At 59.1% G+C, this 19,158-nt stretch carries 16 protein-coding genes, 1 tRNA gene and 1 pseudogene; 9 read left to right on the top strand and 9 right to left on the bottom strand.

Features of this window, described 5'->3' with window-relative positions; translation table 11 throughout:
- Positions 1-10 precede the first annotated feature (10 nt).
- The 3 genes and pseudogenes from AB4N33_RS04860 (at position 11) to AB4N33_RS04850 (ending at position 4,269) form a co-directional block, all read left to right on the top strand.
- Complete coding sequence (locus AB4N33_RS04860) at positions 11-673, top strand: response regulator (protein ID WP_476456583.1); 663 nt, start codon at positions 11-13, stop codon at positions 671-673.
- Positions 670-2,037 carry an ATP-binding protein gene (locus tag AB4N33_RS04855; protein WP_460123724.1) on the top strand — a complete coding sequence of 456 codons (1,368 nt, stop codon included), beginning with the start codon at positions 670-672 and terminating at the stop codon, positions 2,035-2,037. The genes AB4N33_RS04860 and AB4N33_RS04855 overlap by 4 nt, the downstream gene beginning before the upstream one ends.
- Before the next feature lie 265 nt (positions 2,038-2,302).
- Positions 2,303-4,269, top strand: a pseudogene (locus tag AB4N33_RS04850) (LTA synthase family protein).
- Between the two features lie 125 nt (positions 4,270-4,394).
- On the opposite strand, the gene AB4N33_RS04845 reads toward AB4N33_RS04850, so the two are convergent.
- From AB4N33_RS04845 to AB4N33_RS04805, 9 genes are all read right to left on the bottom strand, one after another.
- Entirely contained in the window at positions 4,395-5,750 is a 1,356-nt protein-coding gene (locus AB4N33_RS04845) for an ATP-binding protein (RefSeq protein WP_476456582.1), read from the bottom strand.
- Positions 5,726-6,391, bottom strand: a complete 666-nt coding sequence (locus AB4N33_RS04840; protein ID WP_460123716.1) for a response regulator — start codon at positions 6,389-6,391, stop codon at positions 5,726-5,728. The genes AB4N33_RS04845 and AB4N33_RS04840 overlap by 25 nt, the downstream gene beginning before the upstream one ends.
- 96 nt (positions 6,392-6,487) lie before the next feature.
- The gene (locus AB4N33_RS04835; protein ID WP_476456581.1) at positions 6,488-6,928 is read right to left on the bottom strand and encodes a hypothetical protein; all 441 of its coding nucleotides are present in this window, start codon (positions 6,926-6,928) and stop codon (positions 6,488-6,490) included.
- Between the two features lie 27 nt (positions 6,929-6,955).
- Complete coding sequence (locus AB4N33_RS04830) at positions 6,956-7,720, bottom strand: COG4705 family protein (protein WP_476456580.1); 765 nt, start codon at positions 7,718-7,720, stop codon at positions 6,956-6,958.
- 369 nt (positions 7,721-8,089) lie between these two features.
- Positions 8,090-8,165, bottom strand: a tRNA-Gly gene (locus AB4N33_RS04825).
- A gap of 63 nt (positions 8,166-8,228) precedes the next feature.
- The gene (gene pgsA / locus AB4N33_RS04820; RefSeq protein ID WP_460123708.1) at positions 8,229-8,789 is read right to left on the bottom strand and encodes a CDP-diacylglycerol--glycerol-3-phosphate 3-phosphatidyltransferase; all 561 of its coding nucleotides are present in this window, start codon (positions 8,787-8,789) and stop codon (positions 8,229-8,231) included.
- Positions 8,790-8,821: 32 nt separating this feature from the next.
- On the bottom strand, positions 8,822-10,645 hold the full coding sequence (gene uvrC / locus AB4N33_RS04815; RefSeq protein ID WP_460123705.1) for an excinuclease ABC subunit UvrC: 1,824 nt from the start codon (positions 10,643-10,645) through the stop codon (positions 8,822-8,824).
- A 2-nt stretch (positions 10,646-10,647) separates the two neighbouring features.
- Positions 10,648-11,289, bottom strand: a complete 642-nt coding sequence (gene gacA / locus AB4N33_RS04810; RefSeq protein WP_008015884.1) for a response regulator transcription factor GacA — start codon at positions 11,287-11,289, stop codon at positions 10,648-10,650.
- Positions 11,290-11,414: 125 nt separating this feature from the next.
- The gene (locus tag AB4N33_RS04805; protein WP_476456579.1) at positions 11,415-11,879 is read right to left on the bottom strand and encodes a GNAT family N-acetyltransferase; all 465 of its coding nucleotides are present in this window, start codon (positions 11,877-11,879) and stop codon (positions 11,415-11,417) included.
- A 614-nt stretch (positions 11,880-12,493) separates the two neighbouring features.
- Between AB4N33_RS04805 and AB4N33_RS04800 the strand changes: the two genes are divergently transcribed.
- The 6 genes from AB4N33_RS04800 to AB4N33_RS04775 all read left to right on the top strand — a co-directional run bounded on the left by AB4N33_RS04800 (position 12,494) and on the right by AB4N33_RS04775 (position 19,126).
- Positions 12,494-13,567, top strand: coding sequence for a 3-deoxy-7-phosphoheptulonate synthase (locus tag AB4N33_RS04800; RefSeq protein ID WP_476456578.1), 1,074 nt, complete (start codon positions 12,494-12,496; stop codon positions 13,565-13,567).
- A 226-nt stretch (positions 13,568-13,793) separates the two neighbouring features.
- On the top strand, positions 13,794-14,675 hold the full coding sequence (locus AB4N33_RS04795) for an esterase/lipase family protein (protein WP_476456577.1): 882 nt from the start codon (positions 13,794-13,796) through the stop codon (positions 14,673-14,675).
- 82 nt (positions 14,676-14,757) lie between these two features.
- Positions 14,758-15,039, top strand: a complete 282-nt coding sequence (locus AB4N33_RS04790) for a peptidylprolyl isomerase (RefSeq protein ID WP_019410039.1) — start codon at positions 14,758-14,760, stop codon at positions 15,037-15,039.
- 135 nt (positions 15,040-15,174) lie between these two features.
- On the top strand, positions 15,175-17,043 hold the full coding sequence (locus tag AB4N33_RS04785; protein WP_460123691.1) for an extracellular solute-binding protein: 1,869 nt from the start codon (positions 15,175-15,177) through the stop codon (positions 17,041-17,043).
- Entirely contained in the window at positions 17,043-18,104 is a 1,062-nt protein-coding gene (locus AB4N33_RS04780) for a microcin C ABC transporter permease YejB (RefSeq protein ID WP_460141497.1), read from the top strand. The genes AB4N33_RS04785 and AB4N33_RS04780 overlap by 1 nt, the downstream gene beginning before the upstream one ends.
- Entirely contained in the window at positions 18,104-19,126 is a 1,023-nt protein-coding gene (locus AB4N33_RS04775; protein WP_476456576.1) for an ABC transporter permease, read from the top strand. Before AB4N33_RS04780 ends, AB4N33_RS04775 begins: the two co-directional genes overlap by 1 nt.
- The last annotated feature ends 32 nt before the right edge of the window (positions 19,127-19,158 follow it).

Raw genomic sequence — 19,158 nt, 5'->3', positions numbered from 1 at the left:
AGGAGCCCATGTGCGTTTACTACTGATCGAGGACGATGTCGCGCTCGGTGAAGGCATTCACCAGGCGCTGGGGCGCGAGGGTTACACCGTCGACTGGCTCAAGGATGGCGCCAGCGCATTGCATTCGTTGCTCAGCGAAACCTTTGACCTGGCGGTGCTCGACCTTGGGCTACCGCGCATGGATGGCCTTGAAGTGCTGCGTCGCCTGCGCAACAGCGGCTCCAACCTTCCGGTGCTGATCCTGACCGCCCGCGATGCCACGGAAGACCGAATCGCCGGGCTCGATGCCGGCGCCGACGATTACCTGATCAAGCCCTTCGACCTGGCCGAGCTCAAGGCGCGCTTGCGGGCCTTGTTGCGGCGTAGTGCCGGTCGCGCCCAGGCGTTGATCGAGCACGCGGGCATCAGCCTGAACCCAGGCACCCAACAAGTCAGCTACCGGGGCCAGCCCGTGGCACTGACGCCCAAGGAATATCAGTTGTTGCATGAGTTGCTGTCGCCGCCCGGCCGGGTGATGACCCGCGACCAACTGATGCAGTTGCTCTATGGCTGGAGCGAAGAAGCCGAAAGCAACACGCTCGAAGTGCACATCCACCACCTTCGCAAGAAATTCTCCACCGACCTGATCCGCACCATTCGGGGCGTGGGTTATTTGGTGGAGGAGCGCCAATGACCTCGATCCGCCGCCGTACACTGACGCTGATCATCGGCCTGTTGCTTGCCGGCTTGACGGTACTCAGCTTCTTTAACGTGCACGACAGCAATCACGAGATCGCCGAGGTCTACGACGCACAACTGGCCCAGAACGCGCGGTTGCTGCAAGGCGTGATGCGCATGCCGCTGGCCGGTCAGCAACACGCCGACCTGTACCGTGCCTTCAACACTGCTCTGGGTGAAGCGGAGCCGCGAGGCGACGGCCACCCTTACGAACGCAAAATTGCCTTTCAGGTGTGGAACTCCGAAGGTGAAGTGTTGGTACACACTGCCAGCGCGCCTTCGTTCAGATCACCACCCACCTTGCCAGGCTTCAGCGACGTAGTGGACCTGAACAACCGTCATTGGCGCGCCTTCATTCTCGAAGATCAAAACAACGGCATGCGCATCTGGGTCGGAGAGCGCGATGACGTGCGGGCGGATCTGGTTGACCGCATCGTCCGCCACACCCTGGGCCCCAACGTGATTGGCAGCCTGCTGTTGGCGGCCATGGTCTGGCTTGCCATCGGCTGGGGGCTCAAGCCGTTGGCGAACATGGCCGCGACCTTACGCGCAAGACACAGTGGCTCGCTTGAACCGTTGCAGTTGACGCCGCTGCCCAGCGAGCTGGAACCGATGCAAGCCGCACTCAATCGCATGCTCGCTCAAATCCAGGAAGTGCTCGGACGCGAGCGTCGCTTCATCGCCGACGCCGCCCATGAGATGCGTACACCGCTTGCGGTGTTGCGAGTCCACGCCCAAAACCTTCAGGAAGCCGGCTCTGAACAGGAGCGCCGTGAATCGCTGGCGTTCCTGATTGCCGGCGTCGACCGCACGACCCGATTGGTCAACCAACTGTTGACCATGGCCCGCCTTGAGCCCGGCGCTGGAGGTTCCCCGCCCCAACGGGTCGACGTAGCCGAGACCGTGCGCAACAGCTTGGCTCAAATGACCCCGTGGTTACTGAGCAAACACCTGGAACTGGCGTTTGAAGAAAGCGGCCGGCCGGCCTACGCGCTGGTCAGCCCCACTGCGCTCGAAATTGCCCTTGGCAACCTGATGACCAACGCCGCCAATTTCTCGCCAGACAATGGCGTGATCACTGTGAGGTTGAGCCGGACTGAGGGCTTCTGCCATTTGATTGTCGAAGACCAGGGTCCCGGGATCGAAGAAGCGGACCGGGCACGATTGTTCGAACGTTTTTACAGCCGTGGCAATGCGCAAGGGGCAGGACTGGGTTTGACCATCGTCAACACCATCGCGACGCAGTTGGGAGGGAGCATCACGCTGGTCAACCGCCAGGAAGGTGGCTTGCGGGCAACGTTGTCCATCCCGGCCAGTTAACCGGCGATCACGATCGACTTGAGTGGTATGCGCAGAAAGGAAAAAACCCGAACGACCTGTGTGAAAACACGCTGACAGCCTTCCGAATGGCAACAGGATCAAGTCGTCTTGACGATTTTTTTCTATTCTATCGGATAGATTCATTTTCTCGCCATCGTAACTCCGTGCATTCGAAAAGGAATGTCCTATGGATTAGGACTCGCAGATACGCAGATCCACCAGCAACAAATTTTCGATCTGGAAGGAATATAACAAGGAGTTTTCAATGCGCTTTTTCACTTCAGCCCCCCTGCGCTTCGTTCTAACGGTTACCGACCTATGGTTGGTGGTTTTTACCCTTACCCGGTTGGTGTTACTGGCCACTCACCTTTCAGAGGCGGGCAATGCCTATGCTTCGATTTTCGGTATAGGCGCACTGTACGATCTGAGCTTTCTGCTGTTCGCCGCGCTGCCGATGAGCCTCTATGTGTTGCTGTGTCCTCCCGCTTTGTGGCGTAGCCGTGGGCACTACTGGTTTTTGCAAGGCCTCTTGATACTCAGCGTTTTCGTGATGTTATTCACCGCAGTGGCTGAATGGCTGTTCTGGGACGAATTCGGCGTACGCTTCAACTTTATTGCCGTGGATTATCTGGTGTACTCCGACGAGGTGTTGAATAACATTCTGGAGTCTTACCCTATCGGTAAGTTGCTTAGCGGGTTGGCGGTGATCGCCGTTGTAATCTGCATTATTTTGTACAGACCATTAAAGCGTGTGATCAGTGCGCCGTTGCCGACCTGGCGCGTGCGCTTGCTGAGTGTTGCGGCGTTGTTCGCCTTGACTGCAATTGTTGTGTGCTTCGTTGACCAGGACACTCCCCGGGGAGAAGGCGGAAACACCTATCAGCATGAATTGGCCAGCAATGGTCCCTACCAGTTCTTTGCCGCGTTTCGCAATAACGAGTTGGACTACGAACAGTTCTACGCCACGTTGCCGAATGATGTAGTCGGCAGAATGATCCATCAGGAAATGGCGGAAAGCGACGTGCGGTTCATCGGAAAGGATTCCCTTGATGTACGTCGAGTCGTCACGCAGAAAGAAAAGACCAAGCGACATAATATTATTTTGGTGACCATCGAAAGCTTCAGCGCGAAGTACATGGGCAGCAATGGGAACCCTGACAACCTGACGCCCAATCTCGATCAATTACGTAAGGAAAGTCTTTACTTCAACAACTTCTACGCCACTGGCACCAGAACCGATCGTGGCCTGGAAGCGATTACGTTGTCTGTTCCTCCAACGCCGGGACGCTCCATCGTAAAACGGGTAGGCCGTGAAAGTGGCTTCGCCAGCCTGGGCCAACAGCTCAACCATGTCGGTTACGACAGCGTTTTTGTATACGGTGGACGTGGCTACTTCGACAACATGAATGCGTTCTTCGGGGGAAATGGTTACAAGGTGGTCGATCAAAGCAGTGTCGATGAAGCAGATATCCATTTCAAAAACGCCTGGGGCATGGCAGATGAAGATCTTTACCGATTGACGCTGAAGCTGGCAGACGAGAACTTTTCGCTCAACAAACCGTTCCTGTTGCAACTGATGACCACCTCCAATCACCGTCCATACACTTACCCAGATGGCAGGATTGATATTGCATCCGGTGATGGTCGCGACGGTGCCGTGAAATACACTGACTATGCAATCGGAAAATTCCTGGAAGCAGCCCGAAAGAAAGCCTGGTTCGACGATACTATCTTTGTCTTTGTCGCTGACCACACGGCTGGTAGCGCTGGCAAGGAAGATCTTCCAATTCGTAATTATCAAATTCCATTGTTCATCTACGCCCCTAAGCTCATTCCTGCGCGTGAAGAGGGTCAATTGGCGAGTCAGATTGACTTGGCTCCGACACTGCTAGGGTTGTTGAACCTTAATTACGAATCGACATTTTTCGGTCGTAACTTGCTTCAAGCGTCCGCATTACCCCCCGTGTCTTGGTCGGTAATTACCAGCACCTTGGTCTGTTCGATGGGAAAGATCTGGCTATTCTTAGCCCCCGATCCTTGTTGCGACGCCACGACGACGCATTAGGCGCGAGCCATGAGGTGACGGTTCAAGTCAACGACCCTCTAATCGCACGAGCGATTACCTACTACCAGGCTGCGAGCTATGACTTCACCCATCGCTTGTTGAACTGGGGCGGCAGCAAAGACACTGCCGGCAATGACATCCCTCTGATCGCTCCCGCTCGCGACTGACTCGGACAATGGTTCCAAGCCTGCATTCAGCAGGCTTGGAACTGCTTGGATGATGCGTAAGGCTCACGTCCAGGGTTAATGGCAGAAATTGTCAGGGATCGCAGGTGCCATGCACCTGAAGCAAATCAGCTCCGACGAACGTCCAGCGAGACACAAACACGTAATCCACTCTGTTTGACCTCATCTGCAAAGCTCAATCCGACACGTGCGCCGATACGGTCGGCTATCGCCGCAACGATGGACAGCCCCAGTCCGGAGCCGGCTTCACCTGTGCCCAAATTGCGGTAAAACGGTTCGAATACCAGCGCTCGCTCTTCGGCGCTAATGCCGGGGCCGGAGTCCTTGATCTCGATGAGTACGCCAGAATCGGTCGGTTCGACACTCAAGTCGACCCGCCCGCCCGTCGAGGTATAGCGAATGGCATTGTCCACCAGATTCTTGACCAGAATGAACAGGTCCAGCTCGTTGATAACAACCCGCCTATCCTCGACGCTTTCCACTCCGATATCGATGCCCTTATCCTCGGCCAATGGCAGCAAATCCTCCAGCACACGACGAAACACGGCGTGTACCGAAACCGCCGTCTCGATTCGTTGCGCGACTGATTGCGCGGCGGCCAGCGCCAACAGCTGCTCGATGAGCATGCGGCTTCGCTCGATGCCCTGAGCCAAGGGCACAAACCTCTGTCGCGCCTCCTCTGACATCGGCATGGACGACAACCGCTCCGCTTGCAATGACAGCGCCGTCATCGGCGAACGCAATTCATGGGCGGCATCGGCGATAAACCGCCGTTGCGTTTCCATGGTCGACGCGACGCGCTTGAGCAATCGATTGATCGCCACGACAAAAGGACGGATTTCGCTCGGCAGGTGCTGCTCATCGACAGAATGAAGCGCCTGATGGTCGCGTTGATCGATTTCTGCTGATAGCGTTGCAATGGGACGGAACAGTTTGCGCACCAGATCCCCCACCACCAACAGCAACACTGGAAACAGAATGAGAAACGGCAGCAGACTGTGCCAGGCGCTTTCCCGCGCTTCCTTATCGCGCACGTCGGCCTCTTGCGCGACCACGATGCGTTCGCCTGTAGAAAGGGTTCTGACCAGCGCACGAAAATTTTCGCCGGCGATGTTCAGTGTCGACAACCCATCCGCCAGAGTCACGGGAAATGGCAACGGGATGCTGACATCGTCATTGCCGACTGCTTTGGCGCTATCGGCCAGGTACTGCACGATGATCCTTGATTCCTCGTCGTCATCAACGAGCCTTTCAGCACCGGGATAGCGCAGGGTCATGTGCTGGCGATCGAACAGCACTGCCACCTGGCGCAAGCTTTCGTCCTGCATCTCGTGAACTTCGTCGAGCGCCGACATGAACGCGAAACCACCGGCCAGCAAGGCGACGAGGAGAATGGCCAGTGACAGCGCGACGGACAGCTGCGATTGCACCGAGTCGCTTAAACGCCTTTTGAAACCATCCATCCCATCCCCCTGACGTTCCTGATGACATGGCTCCCAAGTTTTCGTCGCAGCGCATGGATCAAAAATTCCACCGCGTTACTTTCCACTTCGTTGCCCCAGCCGTAAATCCGGTCTTCCAGCTCACTGCGCGAGAGAATGGCGCCCGGACGGATCAACAGCGCCTGCAAAAGCGCAAACTCGCGACTGGAGAGTTGGACTTCGCTGACGTCGGCAGTGGAGGCTCGCTTGGAGACAAGGTTCAAGGAGACTTCGCCGTTGTCCAGCAATGATTGCGCGTTACCACCGCGACGGCGTAGTACAGCGCGCATGCGTGCCAGCAACTCAGCGATAGCAAAGGGTTTGAGCATGAAGTCATCAGCACCGGCATCAAGGCCACGCAGACGATCATCCAAACCATCCCGGGCGGTGATAATCAACAGCGGCACAGGGTTGTTGCGTGCGCGAATGGCATCCAGCACATCGAGCCCATCCTTGCCCGGCAGGCCAAGGTCGAGGAGGACCAGGTCATAGGTCTGGGTGTCCAGCGCCGCCAACGCGGTGAGGCCGTTTTTCACCCAGTCGGTGGCGTAACTCGCATCGTTGAGCGCATTTTCGATGGCATCCCCAATCATCAGGTCATCTTCGACCAGCAGAATCCGCATGCACCGCTCCGACAAAAAAGGCGCGACGGTGATCCCCGTCGCGCCTGTATTGAAGCACTTGAACCGGCATTTGTCCGCACCCGGCTCCGACCCGACTTACTGCTGCGGGCTTTTCATCGCATCGAAAGCCTTGAGCAAGTCATCCATGGCCGACTTGCAGTCAGCTTGCTTCGGCGTGCCGGCGCGCAAGGCGTCGAGTGCGTGGTCAATGGCTTTGTCCAGCACATGCCAGTCAGACGCAGCCCGGGGTTTGATGCCCGCTTCGGCAGAGTCCCAGGAGGTTTCCAGGTCCTTGATACGTGTCTTGGCAGCGGGGAGATCGTTTTTTTCCACCAGCGTGCTCACGTCAGCGGCAATCCTGCGGAACTCGCTCAGGTCGCCGAGTTTCGAGCCGGACTGCGCTGGCGCACTCATCGAGCTGGTCGGCGTGCCGGCAGCGGGTTTATCGGCGGGCTTCGAACAACCCGACAGACTGCCGAGCAATACCAGTGACGAGATAATGGCGACATGACGAATAGTCGTTTGAAAGTAGCGCATGTGGATTCCTTGATAGATGTTTGAAGGTTATTGAACGGCGGTTTTACGGTTGCCAACGCTGATCTGTGCAACTGCCACCAACAGCACGATGACGGTCAGGAAGATCGCACTGGTCCACGCTGCACCCATGCCCAGACCACCGTAGGTCTTGCCTTGAGTCAGCAAATCTCCGAGGGAGGCGCCGAATGGACGAGTGAGGATGTAGGCGATCCAGAACGTCAGCACCACGTTGGCGCCCAGACGCCAGGCCAGCAGCGTCGCCGCAATCAACGCGCCGAAAATCACCGCACCCAAGGTGAATCCCAGCCCCAGCGCCTCCGTGGCCAGATCACCGGCGGCGGTGCCCAGGGCAAAGGTGCAGAGCACAGTTGACCAGTAGAAAAGTTCGCGTCGCGGCGTGTTGATCTCGCGAATTGAAAGGTTGTTCTCCCACTTGAACCAAATCAGGAAGTTCAATGAGAGCAGGACTGAGAACACTCCGGTACTGACATACAGACTGATATCGAGCATGTCGGTCATGATGTCGGTGATCTGCGTGCCAACTATGCTCACCAGCACCACGGTCAACCAGTAGATCCACGGTGAATAGACCGTTTTGCGCATTTGCAGCAATAGCGCGCCAGCCAGCAGCAGCGCCATGCCAATGCTGGTCCAGCCGGCGCCGAGCCCTGCGTCTACGGCAAGGAAGTCGGCGCCGGTTTCACCTACGGTGGTCGATAGAATCTTGATTACCCAGAAGGCAAGTGTGACTTCAGGTACTTTGTTGAGCCATCCGGCTCTCGCGGGATTCATGCTGGTCGCCTCTTCTGAACTGCGCTGAATGCGCTTGGAGAAGAAGATACGGATGGAAACTTAGCCAAGACTGAGGGTGGAGACGTGTTTGCAACGTACCTATTGGGAAGGCGCCTGATGGCGGCCACGGTTCCGAAGATGCTCTGGATCGCAAACTCAGTCACACGTGGTCGCTCGCTCGTCATCCAATACGAGTCGTGCGCCGCCCCTTGGACTGAATCGCGGCCCGCGATCTCCAACCCGACGGTGGAAATGATCACTGCGGCTGCAAGAGGCGGCTCGCAGCGAGTGATCACGGAAAGCAGAAACGCAAAAAGGACCCGAAGGTCCTTTTTGCGATCATTGCAGCCGAAACTGCAATGCTATGTTTGGAGCGGGAAACGAGACTCGAACTCGCGACCCCGACCTTGGCAAGGTCGTGCTCTACCAACTGAGCTATTCCCGCGTCTTGGTGTGGCGCATTTTATAGAATCCAGAAGCCCCGTCAACCCCTTGATTCAAAAAAGTTTTATTTCTTTTCCACATCGATCTTCAGGTGTGGCCAGGCGGCGCGCAGATATTGGACCATGGACCACAAGGTCAGACCGGCGGAGATCATCAGTAAAACGTAGCCGAGCAGCACCCAGAAGGTAAAGTGCGACGGGTTACCCAGCAGGATCACCAACGCGAGCATTTGCGCGGCGGTTTTCCATTTGCCCAGGTTCGACACGGCGACGTGCGCACGGGCCCCGATTTCGGCCATCCATTCGCGCAGGGCCGAGACGACGATTTCGCGACCGATGATGACGGCGGCCGGCAGCGTCAGCCACAGGTTGGCGTGCTCCTGCACCAGCAGCACCAGGGCCACGGCGACCATCAGCTTGTCGGCCACCGGGTCGAGGAACGCGCCGAATGGCGTGCTCTGTTCCAGGCGACGCGCCAGATAGCCGTCCAGCCAGTCGGTGGCGGCAGCGAACGCGAAGACCGAGGCGGAGGCCGCGTAGCTCCATTGGTAAGGCAGGTAGAACAGTAAAATGAAGATCGGGATAAGCAGGACGCGTAAAACGGTAATCAGATTAGGGATATTCATCGGCACAACTGGCTACGAGGTGAGGGGGCATTCTACTCGCTGTGCAGATTTGCATAAATCAACTCTGCGAGCTTTTTACTGATCCCGGGGGCTTTGGCGATTTCTTCGATGCTGGCACGAGACAGCTCCTGCAATCCACCAAAATGTTTTAACAGGTCGCGCCGACGTGTCGGCCCTACCCCGGCGACGCCTTCCAGTGTAGACGTGCGGCGGGTTTTGCCACGACGTGCGCGGTGGCCGGTAATGGCGAACCGGTGGGCCTCGTCACGGATCTGCTGGATAAGATGCAGCGCCGGCGAATCGCCACGCAAGGTGAATTCATGGGCGGCGTCGTTGAGGTACAGGGTTTCGAAGCCGGCCTTGCGCGTGGCGCCCTTGGCCACGCCCAGGAGGATCAGGTCCGGCACCGCCAGTTCATTGAGCACATCGCGGGCCATCGACAGCTGGCCCTTGCCGCCGTCGACCAGGAGGATGTCCGGCAGCTTGCCCTCCCCGTCCTTGAGTTTGCTGAAGCGCCGGGTCAGCGCCTGATGCATCGCGGCGTAGTCATCGCCTGCGGTGACGCCTTCGATGTTGTAACGACGATAATCGGCCTTGATCGGGCCTTCCGGGCCGAAGACCACACACGAGGCCACAGTGGCTTCGCCGCTGGAATGGCTGATGTCGTAGCACTCCAGGCGCTGCGGCGGTTCATCCAGGTTCAGCACTTCGGCCAGGGCGTCGAAACGCGCCGCGACGTGTTGACGGTTGGCCAGACGTGCACCCAATGCCTGCTCGGCGTTGGTCACCGCCAACTGCTGCCAGCGTGCCCGCGTGCCACGCACTCGGTGGCTGATAGTCAGTTCCCGACCACGCAGCTCATGAATGGCCTCGATCAGTGCAGGGAAGTCGTCGTGAACCACGTTGACGATCAACTCGCTCGGCAAGTCCCGCTCGGGACTGCTGACGAAGTACTGGCCGAGAAACGCCGCCATGACTTCGGATACGTCCTCTTCGATACCCACTTGCGGGAAGAAGTTCTTGCTACCCAGGACCCGGCCACCGCGCACGCTGATGAGGTGCACGCAGGCGCCGCCCGGATTGACGAAGGCAGCGATCACGTCGACATCGCCGGAGCCGCCTTCCATGCTCTGCTGATCCTGTACGCGGCGCAGCAGGCCAATCTGGTCACGCAGTTCGGCGGCGCGCTCGAACTCGAGGTTGATCGCCGCCTCTTCCATGCCCGCTGACAATTCATCAGTCAGCGCATTGCTGCGCCCTTCGAGGAACATCACCGAGTGGCGCACGTCTTCGGCGTACACCTCAGGTTCCACCAGCCCTACGCAGGGCGCCTTGCAACGCTTGATCTGGTATTGCAGGCACGGCCGCGTACGGTTCTTGTAATAGCTGTCCTCGCACTGACGCACAAAAAAGGTCTTTTGCAGCAGGCTCAGGCTCTCACGGATCGCCCCGGCGCTGGGATAGGGGCCGAAGTACTTGCCCTTGGCTTTTTTCGCCCCACGATGAATGCTCAGGCGTGGAAACTGGCCATCAGACAAGAAGACGTAGGGGTAGGATTTGTCGTCGCGCAGCAGGATGTTGTAGGGCGGGCGCCATTCCTTGATCAGTGTCTGCTCAAGCAACAGGGCTTCAGTTTCGTTGGACGTAATCGTCGTTTCGACTTGGGCGATGCGCGCCACCAGTGCGGCGGTCTTGGGTGCCAGCCCGGACTTGCGGAAGTAACTCGACAGGCGATTCTTGAGGTTCTTGGCCTTGCCGACGTAGAGCAGACGCGCCTCGCTGTCGAACATGCGATAAACGCCGGGGCGTCCGCTGACCGTTGACAGGAATGCGCTTGGATCAAAGATTTCGGTCATTTTCAGAGGCTGGCATCAACCATGCCGTGACGAACCGCCAGCAGCGTCAACTCGACATCGCTGCTGATCGAAAGCTTTTCGAAAATTCGGTAACGGTAGGTGTTTACGGTTTTTGGCGACAGGCACAGCTTGTCGGAGATGATCTGGACTTTCTGGCAACCAACAATCATCAGCGCGATCTGGATTTCCCGCTCGGACAAGGCGTCGAACGGCGAATCGTTGGTCGGCTGGAAGGATTTGATCGCCAGTTGCTGGGCAATCTGCGGGCTGATGTAGCGCTGCCCGGCAAATACGAGGCGGATGGCCTGGACCATTTCCGGCAGCCCCGCACCCTTGGTCAGGTAACCGGCGGCTCCGGCCTGCAACAGACGGGTGGGGAACGGGTCTTCCTCGCACACGGTGACGGCCACGACCTTGATGTCGGGATGGCTGCGCAGCAGCTTTCGGGTGGCTTCAAGACCGCCGATACCGGGCATCTTCACGTCCATCAGCACCACATCGGGTTTCAACTCACGTGCCTTGAGCAGGGATTCTTCCCCGGACTCCGCCTGGCCGACCACTTGCAGGCCGTCGATGTCCGCCAGCATTCGCGTAATGCCCGTACGAACGAGATCATGGTCATCGACTACTAGCACCCTAATCAAGCAGACACCTCGTGATTGGTCTTGTTGAGTTGCCGACACCTTAGCAAAAAGCGATTGGCAGACCTAGCGGCAAGCGCCATATAAAAAGTATCAATACATCTTGAAAGGCTTGTCTTATATGTGTTTCAGGCATTCAGGGCGCGAACATCACACTGCATTCTGAGGAAACACTCGTCGGCGCCGACTACCCGCAAGCCCTTTCGCTCGTAAAGCATTCTTGCCGGATTATTCTCGAACACCGTCAAGCGCAACGCCGGGCGACGCTCCTGGTCCGCCAGCGCCAAAACCTGATCGATCGCCCAGGAACCAGCCCCCTGACCGCGAAACCCCTCGACGACATGCAACTCACGGATATACAAGGCCCTGGCGTCCCGGCTCAAGCTGAAAAATCCCAGCCGCACGCCATCGCGCACGATCAAGCGATTGTCCCGCCCCGCCCAGGCGACGTCGAAGGCTTCGTCCTGCCAAAGCAGGTCGTACTGAATGTAATAGCGCAGCATGTTCTGGCAGGTCAGGTCGCGAGCGAAGCCCAGGTCGGCGGGCGTTGCCGGGCGCCATTCAAATCCGGCGGCGAGTGTCGATGCGGTCATGGCGGGTCGCGGGAAAGTTGATAAGTGCGAAGTGTCACACCCCGGCGATAGAAAACACCATCGGCGATTGATAGCAATTTCTGATTGAATCCGCCTACCGGCCTCTAGTAAGCTCAGGCCATTCATCGGAGACACACCATGTTCAACGCCCTCTCACAGCGTCCTACCGCCAGCGCCCCGCGCTCGGTTGCGGCTGCCCGGGCGAACAGTGCTTGTGCTCCGGCAAGCTTTTATTTTGGGTATTGGTTTAGCCACTGGCGCGCCTGATACCCAAACGGCGCCCACTTCAACGGGTCGCCACCAGAGATTTCTCAACCCCCGGTCGGCCTCCCGACCGGGGGTTTTGTTTTTTCAGCGCCTGAATTTTTGAAGCAGCACTTTTGCACTTACCAGACATTTTGAGGATTCACGACATGAACTACGCCACCTATTACCGTTACGACACCTTTACCGCCTGGCGATTTAGCAGCCTCCGCTCGGGACAGCCTGCCGCCTCCGATCGGTCACCCAATGGTGGCAAGCACACACTCGCAGCCAATCCGGCCAATTGTCGAACACCCCTGTAGGGCCGAGCGCGCGGGAACGAACCCGCCGCTTGCCCAGGAAGCCTGAACATGAACTCGTCCGTCTCTGCTTTGCCGCTGTCCACCCTGAGCCCTGCCAACGAAGCGCTGACCCTGCGCCTGCCCAGCTCATTGCAACTCAAACAGCAGTTGCCCCTGAGCAATGACCTCACCCGCCAGGTCGCCACGCACCGCGACGCCGTACGCGCCATTCTCAACGGTGAAGACTCCCGTTTACTGGTCATCGTGGGACCCTGCTCGATTCACGATCCGCAATCGGCTCTGGAATACGCCGGTAACCTCGCCCGCCTCGCCGACGACGTCAGCGATCAAATGCTTCTGGTCATGCGCGCCTACGTTGAAAAACCGCGCACAACGGTCGGCTGGAAAGGCCTGGCCTACGACCCGCATCTGGACGGCAGCGACGACATGGCCGGCGGCCTCACCCTGTCGCGCGAACTGATGCGTGAAATGCTGCGCCTGGGTCTGCCGGTAGCGACCGAACTGCTGCAACCGATGGCCGCCGGCTACTTCGACGACCTGCTGAGCTGGGTCGCCATCGGGGCTCGCACTACCGAATCGCAGATCCATCGCGAAATGGCCAGCGGCCTGAACATGCCGGTCGGCTTCAAGAACGGCACCGATGGCGGCGTCGGCGTGGCCAGCGATGCGATGCGCTCCGCCGCCCACCCGCACCGTCATTTCGGCGTCGACACCCAGGGCCACCCTGCAATCATCCAGACACCCGGCAATCCCGATACGCACCTGGTTCTGCGCGGCGGCCATCGCGGCCCCAACTACGACCGCGCCAACGTCGCCCAGATCAACAGCGACCTGAGCAAGTTGAAGATCCCGGCGCGAATCATGGTCGACTGCAGCCACGCCAACAGCGGCAAGGACCCACTGCGTCAACCGGTCGTGTTTAACGATGTGCTGGAACAGCGCCTGCAAGGTGACCGGTCACTGATCGGGATGATGATCGAGAGCCACCTGTTCGAGGGCTGCCAGCCGTTGTCGGCGTCGCTCAAATACGGCGTGTCGATCACCGATGGCTGCCTCGGCTGGAGCGGCACGGAAGAACTGTTGTGCAACGCGGCGCAGCGGTTGCGCACGGCACGCGGCTGACAGGCTAATGGCATGGCGGGGGTAGGTCATTGCAGGACTCTGCTCTGCCCCCGCCGAAAAGACGTCCAGACAATCCGAAACAGGCTTCCCGAGGCCTCGAATATTCGCCTCCCACCTATTCCGTTTTCACCCTTTTACAGCGGCTTTTTCATACATCGCCCCGATGTCCGTGTGCTTTAGAGTGACGCCCTCGCACACCCACGAACTTCCGCGAAAAGGTACGAACATGCAACGGAATGCAAGCACTCTTCACCCCATCCTGCTGGTTCACGGCTTGTTCGGTTTCGACCGGATCGGCCCTTTCGGACTGTTCCACGACATCAGGCAAGCCTTGCGCAGCGCCGGCGCCAGGGTATTCATTCCACACTTGTCGGCCACTCACACCCACGAGGCACGTGGTGACCAGCTCCTGTCACAGGTCGAGCGAGTGCTCGAGGGCACCGGAGCCCAAAAGGTCAACCTGATTGGCCACAGTCAAGGCGCACTGGCGGCACGATATGCCGCTGCGATGGCACCGCAGGTCATCGCATCCGTGACGTCGGTCAGCGGGCCTAATCACGGTTCGGAACTGGCCGATTTTCTGCGCAAGGCCCTGACCCCGGGGCGCCTGCCGGAACGCGCAGCCGAAGCGGTGGCGACCCTGTTCGCCGACTTCCTCTCGTTGTTGAGCGGTAACCCGCAGATGCCGCAGAACGCTATCGCCGCGCTGAATGCCCTGACGACCGATGGCGTCCGCGACTTCAATCAGAAATATCCCCAGGGGCTGCCAAAGACCTGGGGTGGCAAGGGTCGCGAGGTGGTCAATGGCGTTCGCTACTACTCCTGGAGCGGCACCCTGCAAGGTGGTGTTGCACAGGAAGGGGCTAATGCTGTCGACTCCTTGCACGGATTCTGCCGGGCCTTTTCACACTATTTCACCACCGAGGCCGAGCAAAACGATGGCCTGGTCGGGCGCTTCAGCTCCCACCTGGGCAACGTGATCCGCTCCGACTATCCGCTGGATCACCTGGATGTCATCAATCAAGCCGTCGGGCAAGTGCGTCAGGGCGTCGATCCGGTCGAGCTCTTCGTGCGACATGCCGAGCGCCTGCGAAAGGTCGGCCTTTAAGCATCGCCCTGGAACTTTGAGAAGAAATGGGCCACTGAATCCGGTAGGCTCGACACTTTACTGAACAGAGGAGTATTTCCCCATGGCTAAAGCCACTGCCCGTCACATCCTGGTTGCCAGCGAAGACAAGTGCAACGAACTCAAGGCGCAAATCGAGGGCGGCGCCGACTTCGCCGAAATCGCCAAGGCCAACTCCACCTGCCCGTCCAGCCGCCAGGGCGGTGACCTGGGCTCGTTCGGTCCAGGCCAGATGGTCAAGGAATTCGATACCGTGGTCTTCAGCGCACCGATCAACGTGGTGCAAGGCCCGGTGAAAACCCAGTTCGGTTACCACCTGCTGGAAGTGACCAGTCGTCAGGACTGATCTCGCTACAGCGCTTGACGCACAACGGCCCGCCTCTGGTGGGCCGTTGTGTTTCGCATGTGCGATACGACTGGCGAGGCACGCGCCGCTAGCGTACAACTTGCGGTTACCGATCACCCAGCTCTAAGGCTGACAATGCGACTGGCTTTCCCTACCTTTTTATTCACCGCCGCGACCCTGCTGTTGGGTGCCGCCGGTGTGAGCGCAGCGCCGCAACACGCCCTGACCGTCTACGGCGAACCCGCGAAATACCCCGCGGGCTTCAGCCATTTCGAGTACACCAATGCGCGCGCCCCCAAGGGCGGGACCATGCGTCGCTCGGCCGTCGAAATCGGCCATTTCGACCATGTGTTGCCTTACATAGACAAAGGCATCGGCGTCACCCAGATCGACGGTTTGCTTTACTCCCCGCTCGCCCAGCGCTCACAGGATGAGCCCTACACCGTCTACGGCCTGGTGGCGCAGAAGATGGAGCGCTCGGACGATGGCTTGTCCTTGCGTTTCTATCTGAATCCCAAGGCGCGGTTTGCCGATGGCAAGCCGATCACCGCCGAAGACGTGCGCTACACCTTCGACCTGTTGATGACTCAAGGCAGCCTGCGCTATCGCACGCAATTCGCCGACGTCAGCGGCGTGGTCGTCGAGTCACCGCTCAAGGTCCGCTTTGACTTCAAGAGCAACGAAAACCGCACCCTGCCCCTGGACCTCGCCACCCTGCCGGTGTTTCCCGAGCACTGGTGGAAAACCCGCGACTTCGCCGGTGGTGGCGGTTACGAGCCGCCGCTGGGCAGTGGCCCGTACAAGGTGAGCAAGGTCGATTCCGGGCGCAGCATCACCTTCGAGCGCAACCCCGACTGGTGGGGAAAGGACTTGCCGGTCAGCCGTGGCCTGTACAACTTTGACCATTTCAGCATTGAGTACTTCGGCGACACCGACGTTGCGCGCCAAGTCCTGCGCGGTGGCGCCTACGATTACAACCGCGAGTTTTCCGCCACCGGCTATTCCATCGGTTACGACAGCCCCGCCCTCAGCGACGGTCGCCTGCAAAAGGCCCACCTGGCGCAAAGTGCCCCACAATCGGCGCAAGGCTTTGTGTTCAACTTGCAAAATCCTCTCTTCCAGGACCGTCGTGTGCGCCAGGCCCTGGTGTTGCTGTGGGATTTCGAGTGGAGCAACCGGCAGATGATGCGAAACGTCTACATCCGCCAGCAGAGTTTCTTCTCCAATACCGATCTCGCCGCCCGGGCACTGCCGGACGCTGCCGAGCTTGCGATCCTCGAACCCCTGCGCGGCCAGATTCCCGACGAAGTGTTCACTCAAGTCTTCGAGGCGCCCAAGACCGATGGCAGTGGCGTGATCCGCGACAAGCAACTGCAAGCCTTGGCCCTCCTGGAGCAGGCCGGCTGGAAACCCGACGGCGATCAATTGGTGAATGCCGAGGGCAAGCCGCTGAGCTTTACGTTCCTGGTCAGCCAGAACGGCATGGACCGCCTGTTGTTGCCCTACAAGCGCACGCTGAAGCAGATCGGCATCGACCTGAACATCCGCCGTATCGACTCGTCGCAATACGTCAACCGGCTCATGTCCCGCGATTACGACATGATCGTCACCGGCTACCCGGTCACCACCTCGCCGGGCAACGAATTGAACAACTACTTCGGTTCGGCTTCCGCCAACGACCCGGGCTCCAACAACTACATGGTGCTCAAGAACCCGGCCGTGGACACCCTCGTCGCTGGACTCGTACGTGCCAGCACCCAGGCCGACATGCTGCGCTATGCCCACGCACTGGACCGCGTGCTGCAATGGAACTACTACTGGATTCCCAACTATTACCCGCCGGGCAGTTCCACCGTGTGGTGGAACCGCTTCGGCATTCCCAGCGTGCAAGCGGCGAATGACGAAGCCATCGAGAGCTGGTGGGAAGTGAGCACCACACCGTTGACCAACCAGCAGATGACCGCCGAACTGATCAAGCGCGGCCAACCCGGAGGGCCGCACTGATGTGGGTATATATTCTGCGGCGCCTGCTGCTGATCATCCCGACGCTGGTGATCATCCTTCTGGTCAACTTCGTCATCGTCCAGGCAGCGCCGGGCGGCCCGGTCGAACAGGCCATCGCGCACTTGCAGGGCATCGGCGGCGCCAGTGTCGGCGGCGGTTCCAGCGACATGGCCAGCGGCAGCTCGCGAGCCAGTCGCGGCCTCGATCCGCAACTGATCAAGGAAATCGAAAAACAGTACGGCTTCGACAAACCCGCCCCGGAACGTCTGTGGCTGATGCTCAAGAGCTACGCACAACTGGATTTCGGCAAGAGCTTCTTCCGTGGCGCGACGGTGACCGACCTGATCCTGCAAAAAATGCCGGTGACCATCTCCCTTGGGCTCTGGGCCACGCTGATTACCTACCTGGTGTCCATTCCGCTGGGCATCCGCAAGGCCGTGCACCATGGCAGTCATTTCGACATCTGGAGCAGTACCGCGATCATCATCGGCTACGCCATGCCGGCGTTTTTGTTCGCGATGTTCCTGATCGTCGTGTTTGCCGGCGGCACCTCGCTGAACTGGTTCCCGGTGCGCGGGCTGGTCTCGGACAACTTCGAATCGCTGTCCACCGTGGGCAAGATTGCCGACTACTTCTGGCATCTGGTGCTGCCAGTGACGGCCCTGGTGATAGGCGGCTTTGCCACCTTGACCATCCTCACTAAAAACTCGTTCCTCAATGAAATTACCCGCCAGTACGTGGTCACTGCCCGCGCCAAGGGCATGAGCGAACGTCGCGTGCTCTACGGCCATGTATTCCGCAACGCCATGCTGTTGGTGGTGTCGGGCATTCCACAGGCGTTCATCAGCGTTTTTTTCGCCGGCTCCCTGCTGATCGAGGTGATCTTCTCCCTCGATGGCCTGGGACGCATGAGTTACGAAGCGGCGGTGTCCAGGGATTACCCGGTGGTCTTCGGATCGCTGTTCATCTTCACCCTGTTCGGCCTGCTGATAAAACTGGTCGGGGACCTCTGCTACACCCTGGTCGACCCACGCATCGACTTCGCCGCGAGGAACGCCTGATGTTCAAGCTTTCGCCGTTGGCCCGTCGACGCTTCGAGCGTTTCAAGAAAAACCGCCGTGGCTGGTGGTCGCTGTGGCTGTTCGTCGGCCTGTTCCTGCTGACCCTGGGCGGCGAGCTGATCGCCAACGACAAACCGCTGGTGGTCAGTTACCACAACTCGTTGTACTTCCCTGTGTTCAAGCGCTACACCGAACAGGAGTTCGGCGGGCAACTGCCGTTCCAGGCCGATTACCGCAGCGATTACGTGCAGCAACTGATTAAAAAGGACGGCGGCTGGCTGCTGTTCCCACCCATCCCATTCAGCGACGACACTCCCAACTACGACCTGAACAAACCCGCACCCAGCCCGCCGTCGAGCGTCAACTGGCTGGGCACCGACGACCAGGCCCGTGATGTCATGGCGCGGGTGATCTTCGGTGCGCGGGTGTCTATCCTGTTCGCGCTGATGCTGACTTTTGTCAGCGCCCTCATCGGCATCGCTGCCGGCGCGCTGCAAGGCTACTACGGCGGCTGGGTCGACCTGATCGGCCAGCGCTTGCTGGAAGTCTGGTCGGGTTTGCCGGTGCTGTACCTGCTGATCATCCTCTCGGGGTTCGTCGAGCCGAATTTCTGGTGGTTGCTGGGGATCATGGCGTTGTTTTCCTGGCTGGCGCTGGTGGACGTGGTGCGCGCCGAGTTCCTGCGCGGGCGCAACCTGGAATACGTCAAGGCAGCCCGTGCGCTGGGCCTCACCGACCGCAAGGTGATCGTGCGGCACATCCTGCCCAATGCGATGAACGCGACATTGAGTTATCTGCCGTTTATTCTCACCGGGGCTATCTCGACGCTCACCGCCCTGGACTTCCTCGGTTTCGGCATGCCGGCTGGCAGTGCCTCGCTGGGCGAGTTGATCGGCCAGGGCAAGCAGAACCTGCAAGCACCGTGGCTGGGGCTGACGGCGTTTTTCACTTTGGCGCTGATTCTTTCCCTGTTGGTGTTCATCGGCGAGGCATTGCGTGATGCGTTTGATCCACGATCTTGAGCCACGGTCCAAGTCACCCAGCGAGCGTTCGA

Source organism: Pseudomonas sp. S1_E05 (assembly GCF_056337105.1).
Note: the sequence above shows the minus strand (reverse complement) of the source record. Positions and strands in the feature narration are given on the sequence as shown.

Excerpts from the sequence above, each read along its gene's own strand:
- AB4N33_RS04855 (WP_460123724.1), top strand. The coding sequence starts at position 670 with ATGACCTCGATCCGCCGCCGTACACTGACGCTGATCATCGGCCTGTTG.
- AB4N33_RS04845 (WP_476456582.1), bottom strand. The coding sequence starts at position 5,750 with ATGGATGGTTTCAAAAGGCGTTTAAGCGACTCGGTGCAATCGCAGCTG.
- AB4N33_RS04840 (WP_460123716.1), bottom strand. The coding sequence starts at position 6,391 with ATGCGGATTCTGCTGGTCGAAGATGACCTGATGATTGGGGATGCCATC.
- AB4N33_RS04835 (WP_476456581.1), bottom strand. The coding sequence starts at position 6,928 with ATGCGCTACTTTCAAACGACTATTCGTCATGTCGCCATTATCTCGTCA.
- AB4N33_RS04830 (WP_476456580.1), bottom strand. The coding sequence starts at position 7,720 with ATGAATCCCGCGAGAGCCGGATGGCTCAACAAAGTACCTGAAGTCACA.
- pgsA (WP_460123708.1), bottom strand. The coding sequence starts at position 8,789 with ATGAATATCCCTAATCTGATTACCGTTTTACGCGTCCTGCTTATCCCG.
- uvrC (WP_460123705.1), bottom strand. The coding sequence starts at position 10,645 with ATGACCGAAATCTTTGATCCAAGCGCATTCCTGTCAACGGTCAGCGGA.
- AB4N33_RS04805 (WP_476456579.1), bottom strand. The coding sequence starts at position 11,879 with ATGACCGCATCGACACTCGCCGCCGGATTTGAATGGCGCCCGGCAACG.
- AB4N33_RS04800 (WP_476456578.1), top strand. The coding sequence starts at position 12,494 with ATGAACTCGTCCGTCTCTGCTTTGCCGCTGTCCACCCTGAGCCCTGCC.
- AB4N33_RS04795 (WP_476456577.1), top strand. The coding sequence starts at position 13,794 with ATGCAACGGAATGCAAGCACTCTTCACCCCATCCTGCTGGTTCACGGC.
- AB4N33_RS04790 (WP_019410039.1), top strand. The coding sequence starts at position 14,758 with ATGGCTAAAGCCACTGCCCGTCACATCCTGGTTGCCAGCGAAGACAAG.
- AB4N33_RS04785 (WP_460123691.1), top strand. The coding sequence starts at position 15,175 with ATGCGACTGGCTTTCCCTACCTTTTTATTCACCGCCGCGACCCTGCTG.
- AB4N33_RS04780 (WP_460141497.1), top strand. The coding sequence starts at position 17,043 with ATGTGGGTATATATTCTGCGGCGCCTGCTGCTGATCATCCCGACGCTG.
- AB4N33_RS04775 (WP_476456576.1), top strand. The coding sequence starts at position 18,104 with ATGTTCAAGCTTTCGCCGTTGGCCCGTCGACGCTTCGAGCGTTTCAAG.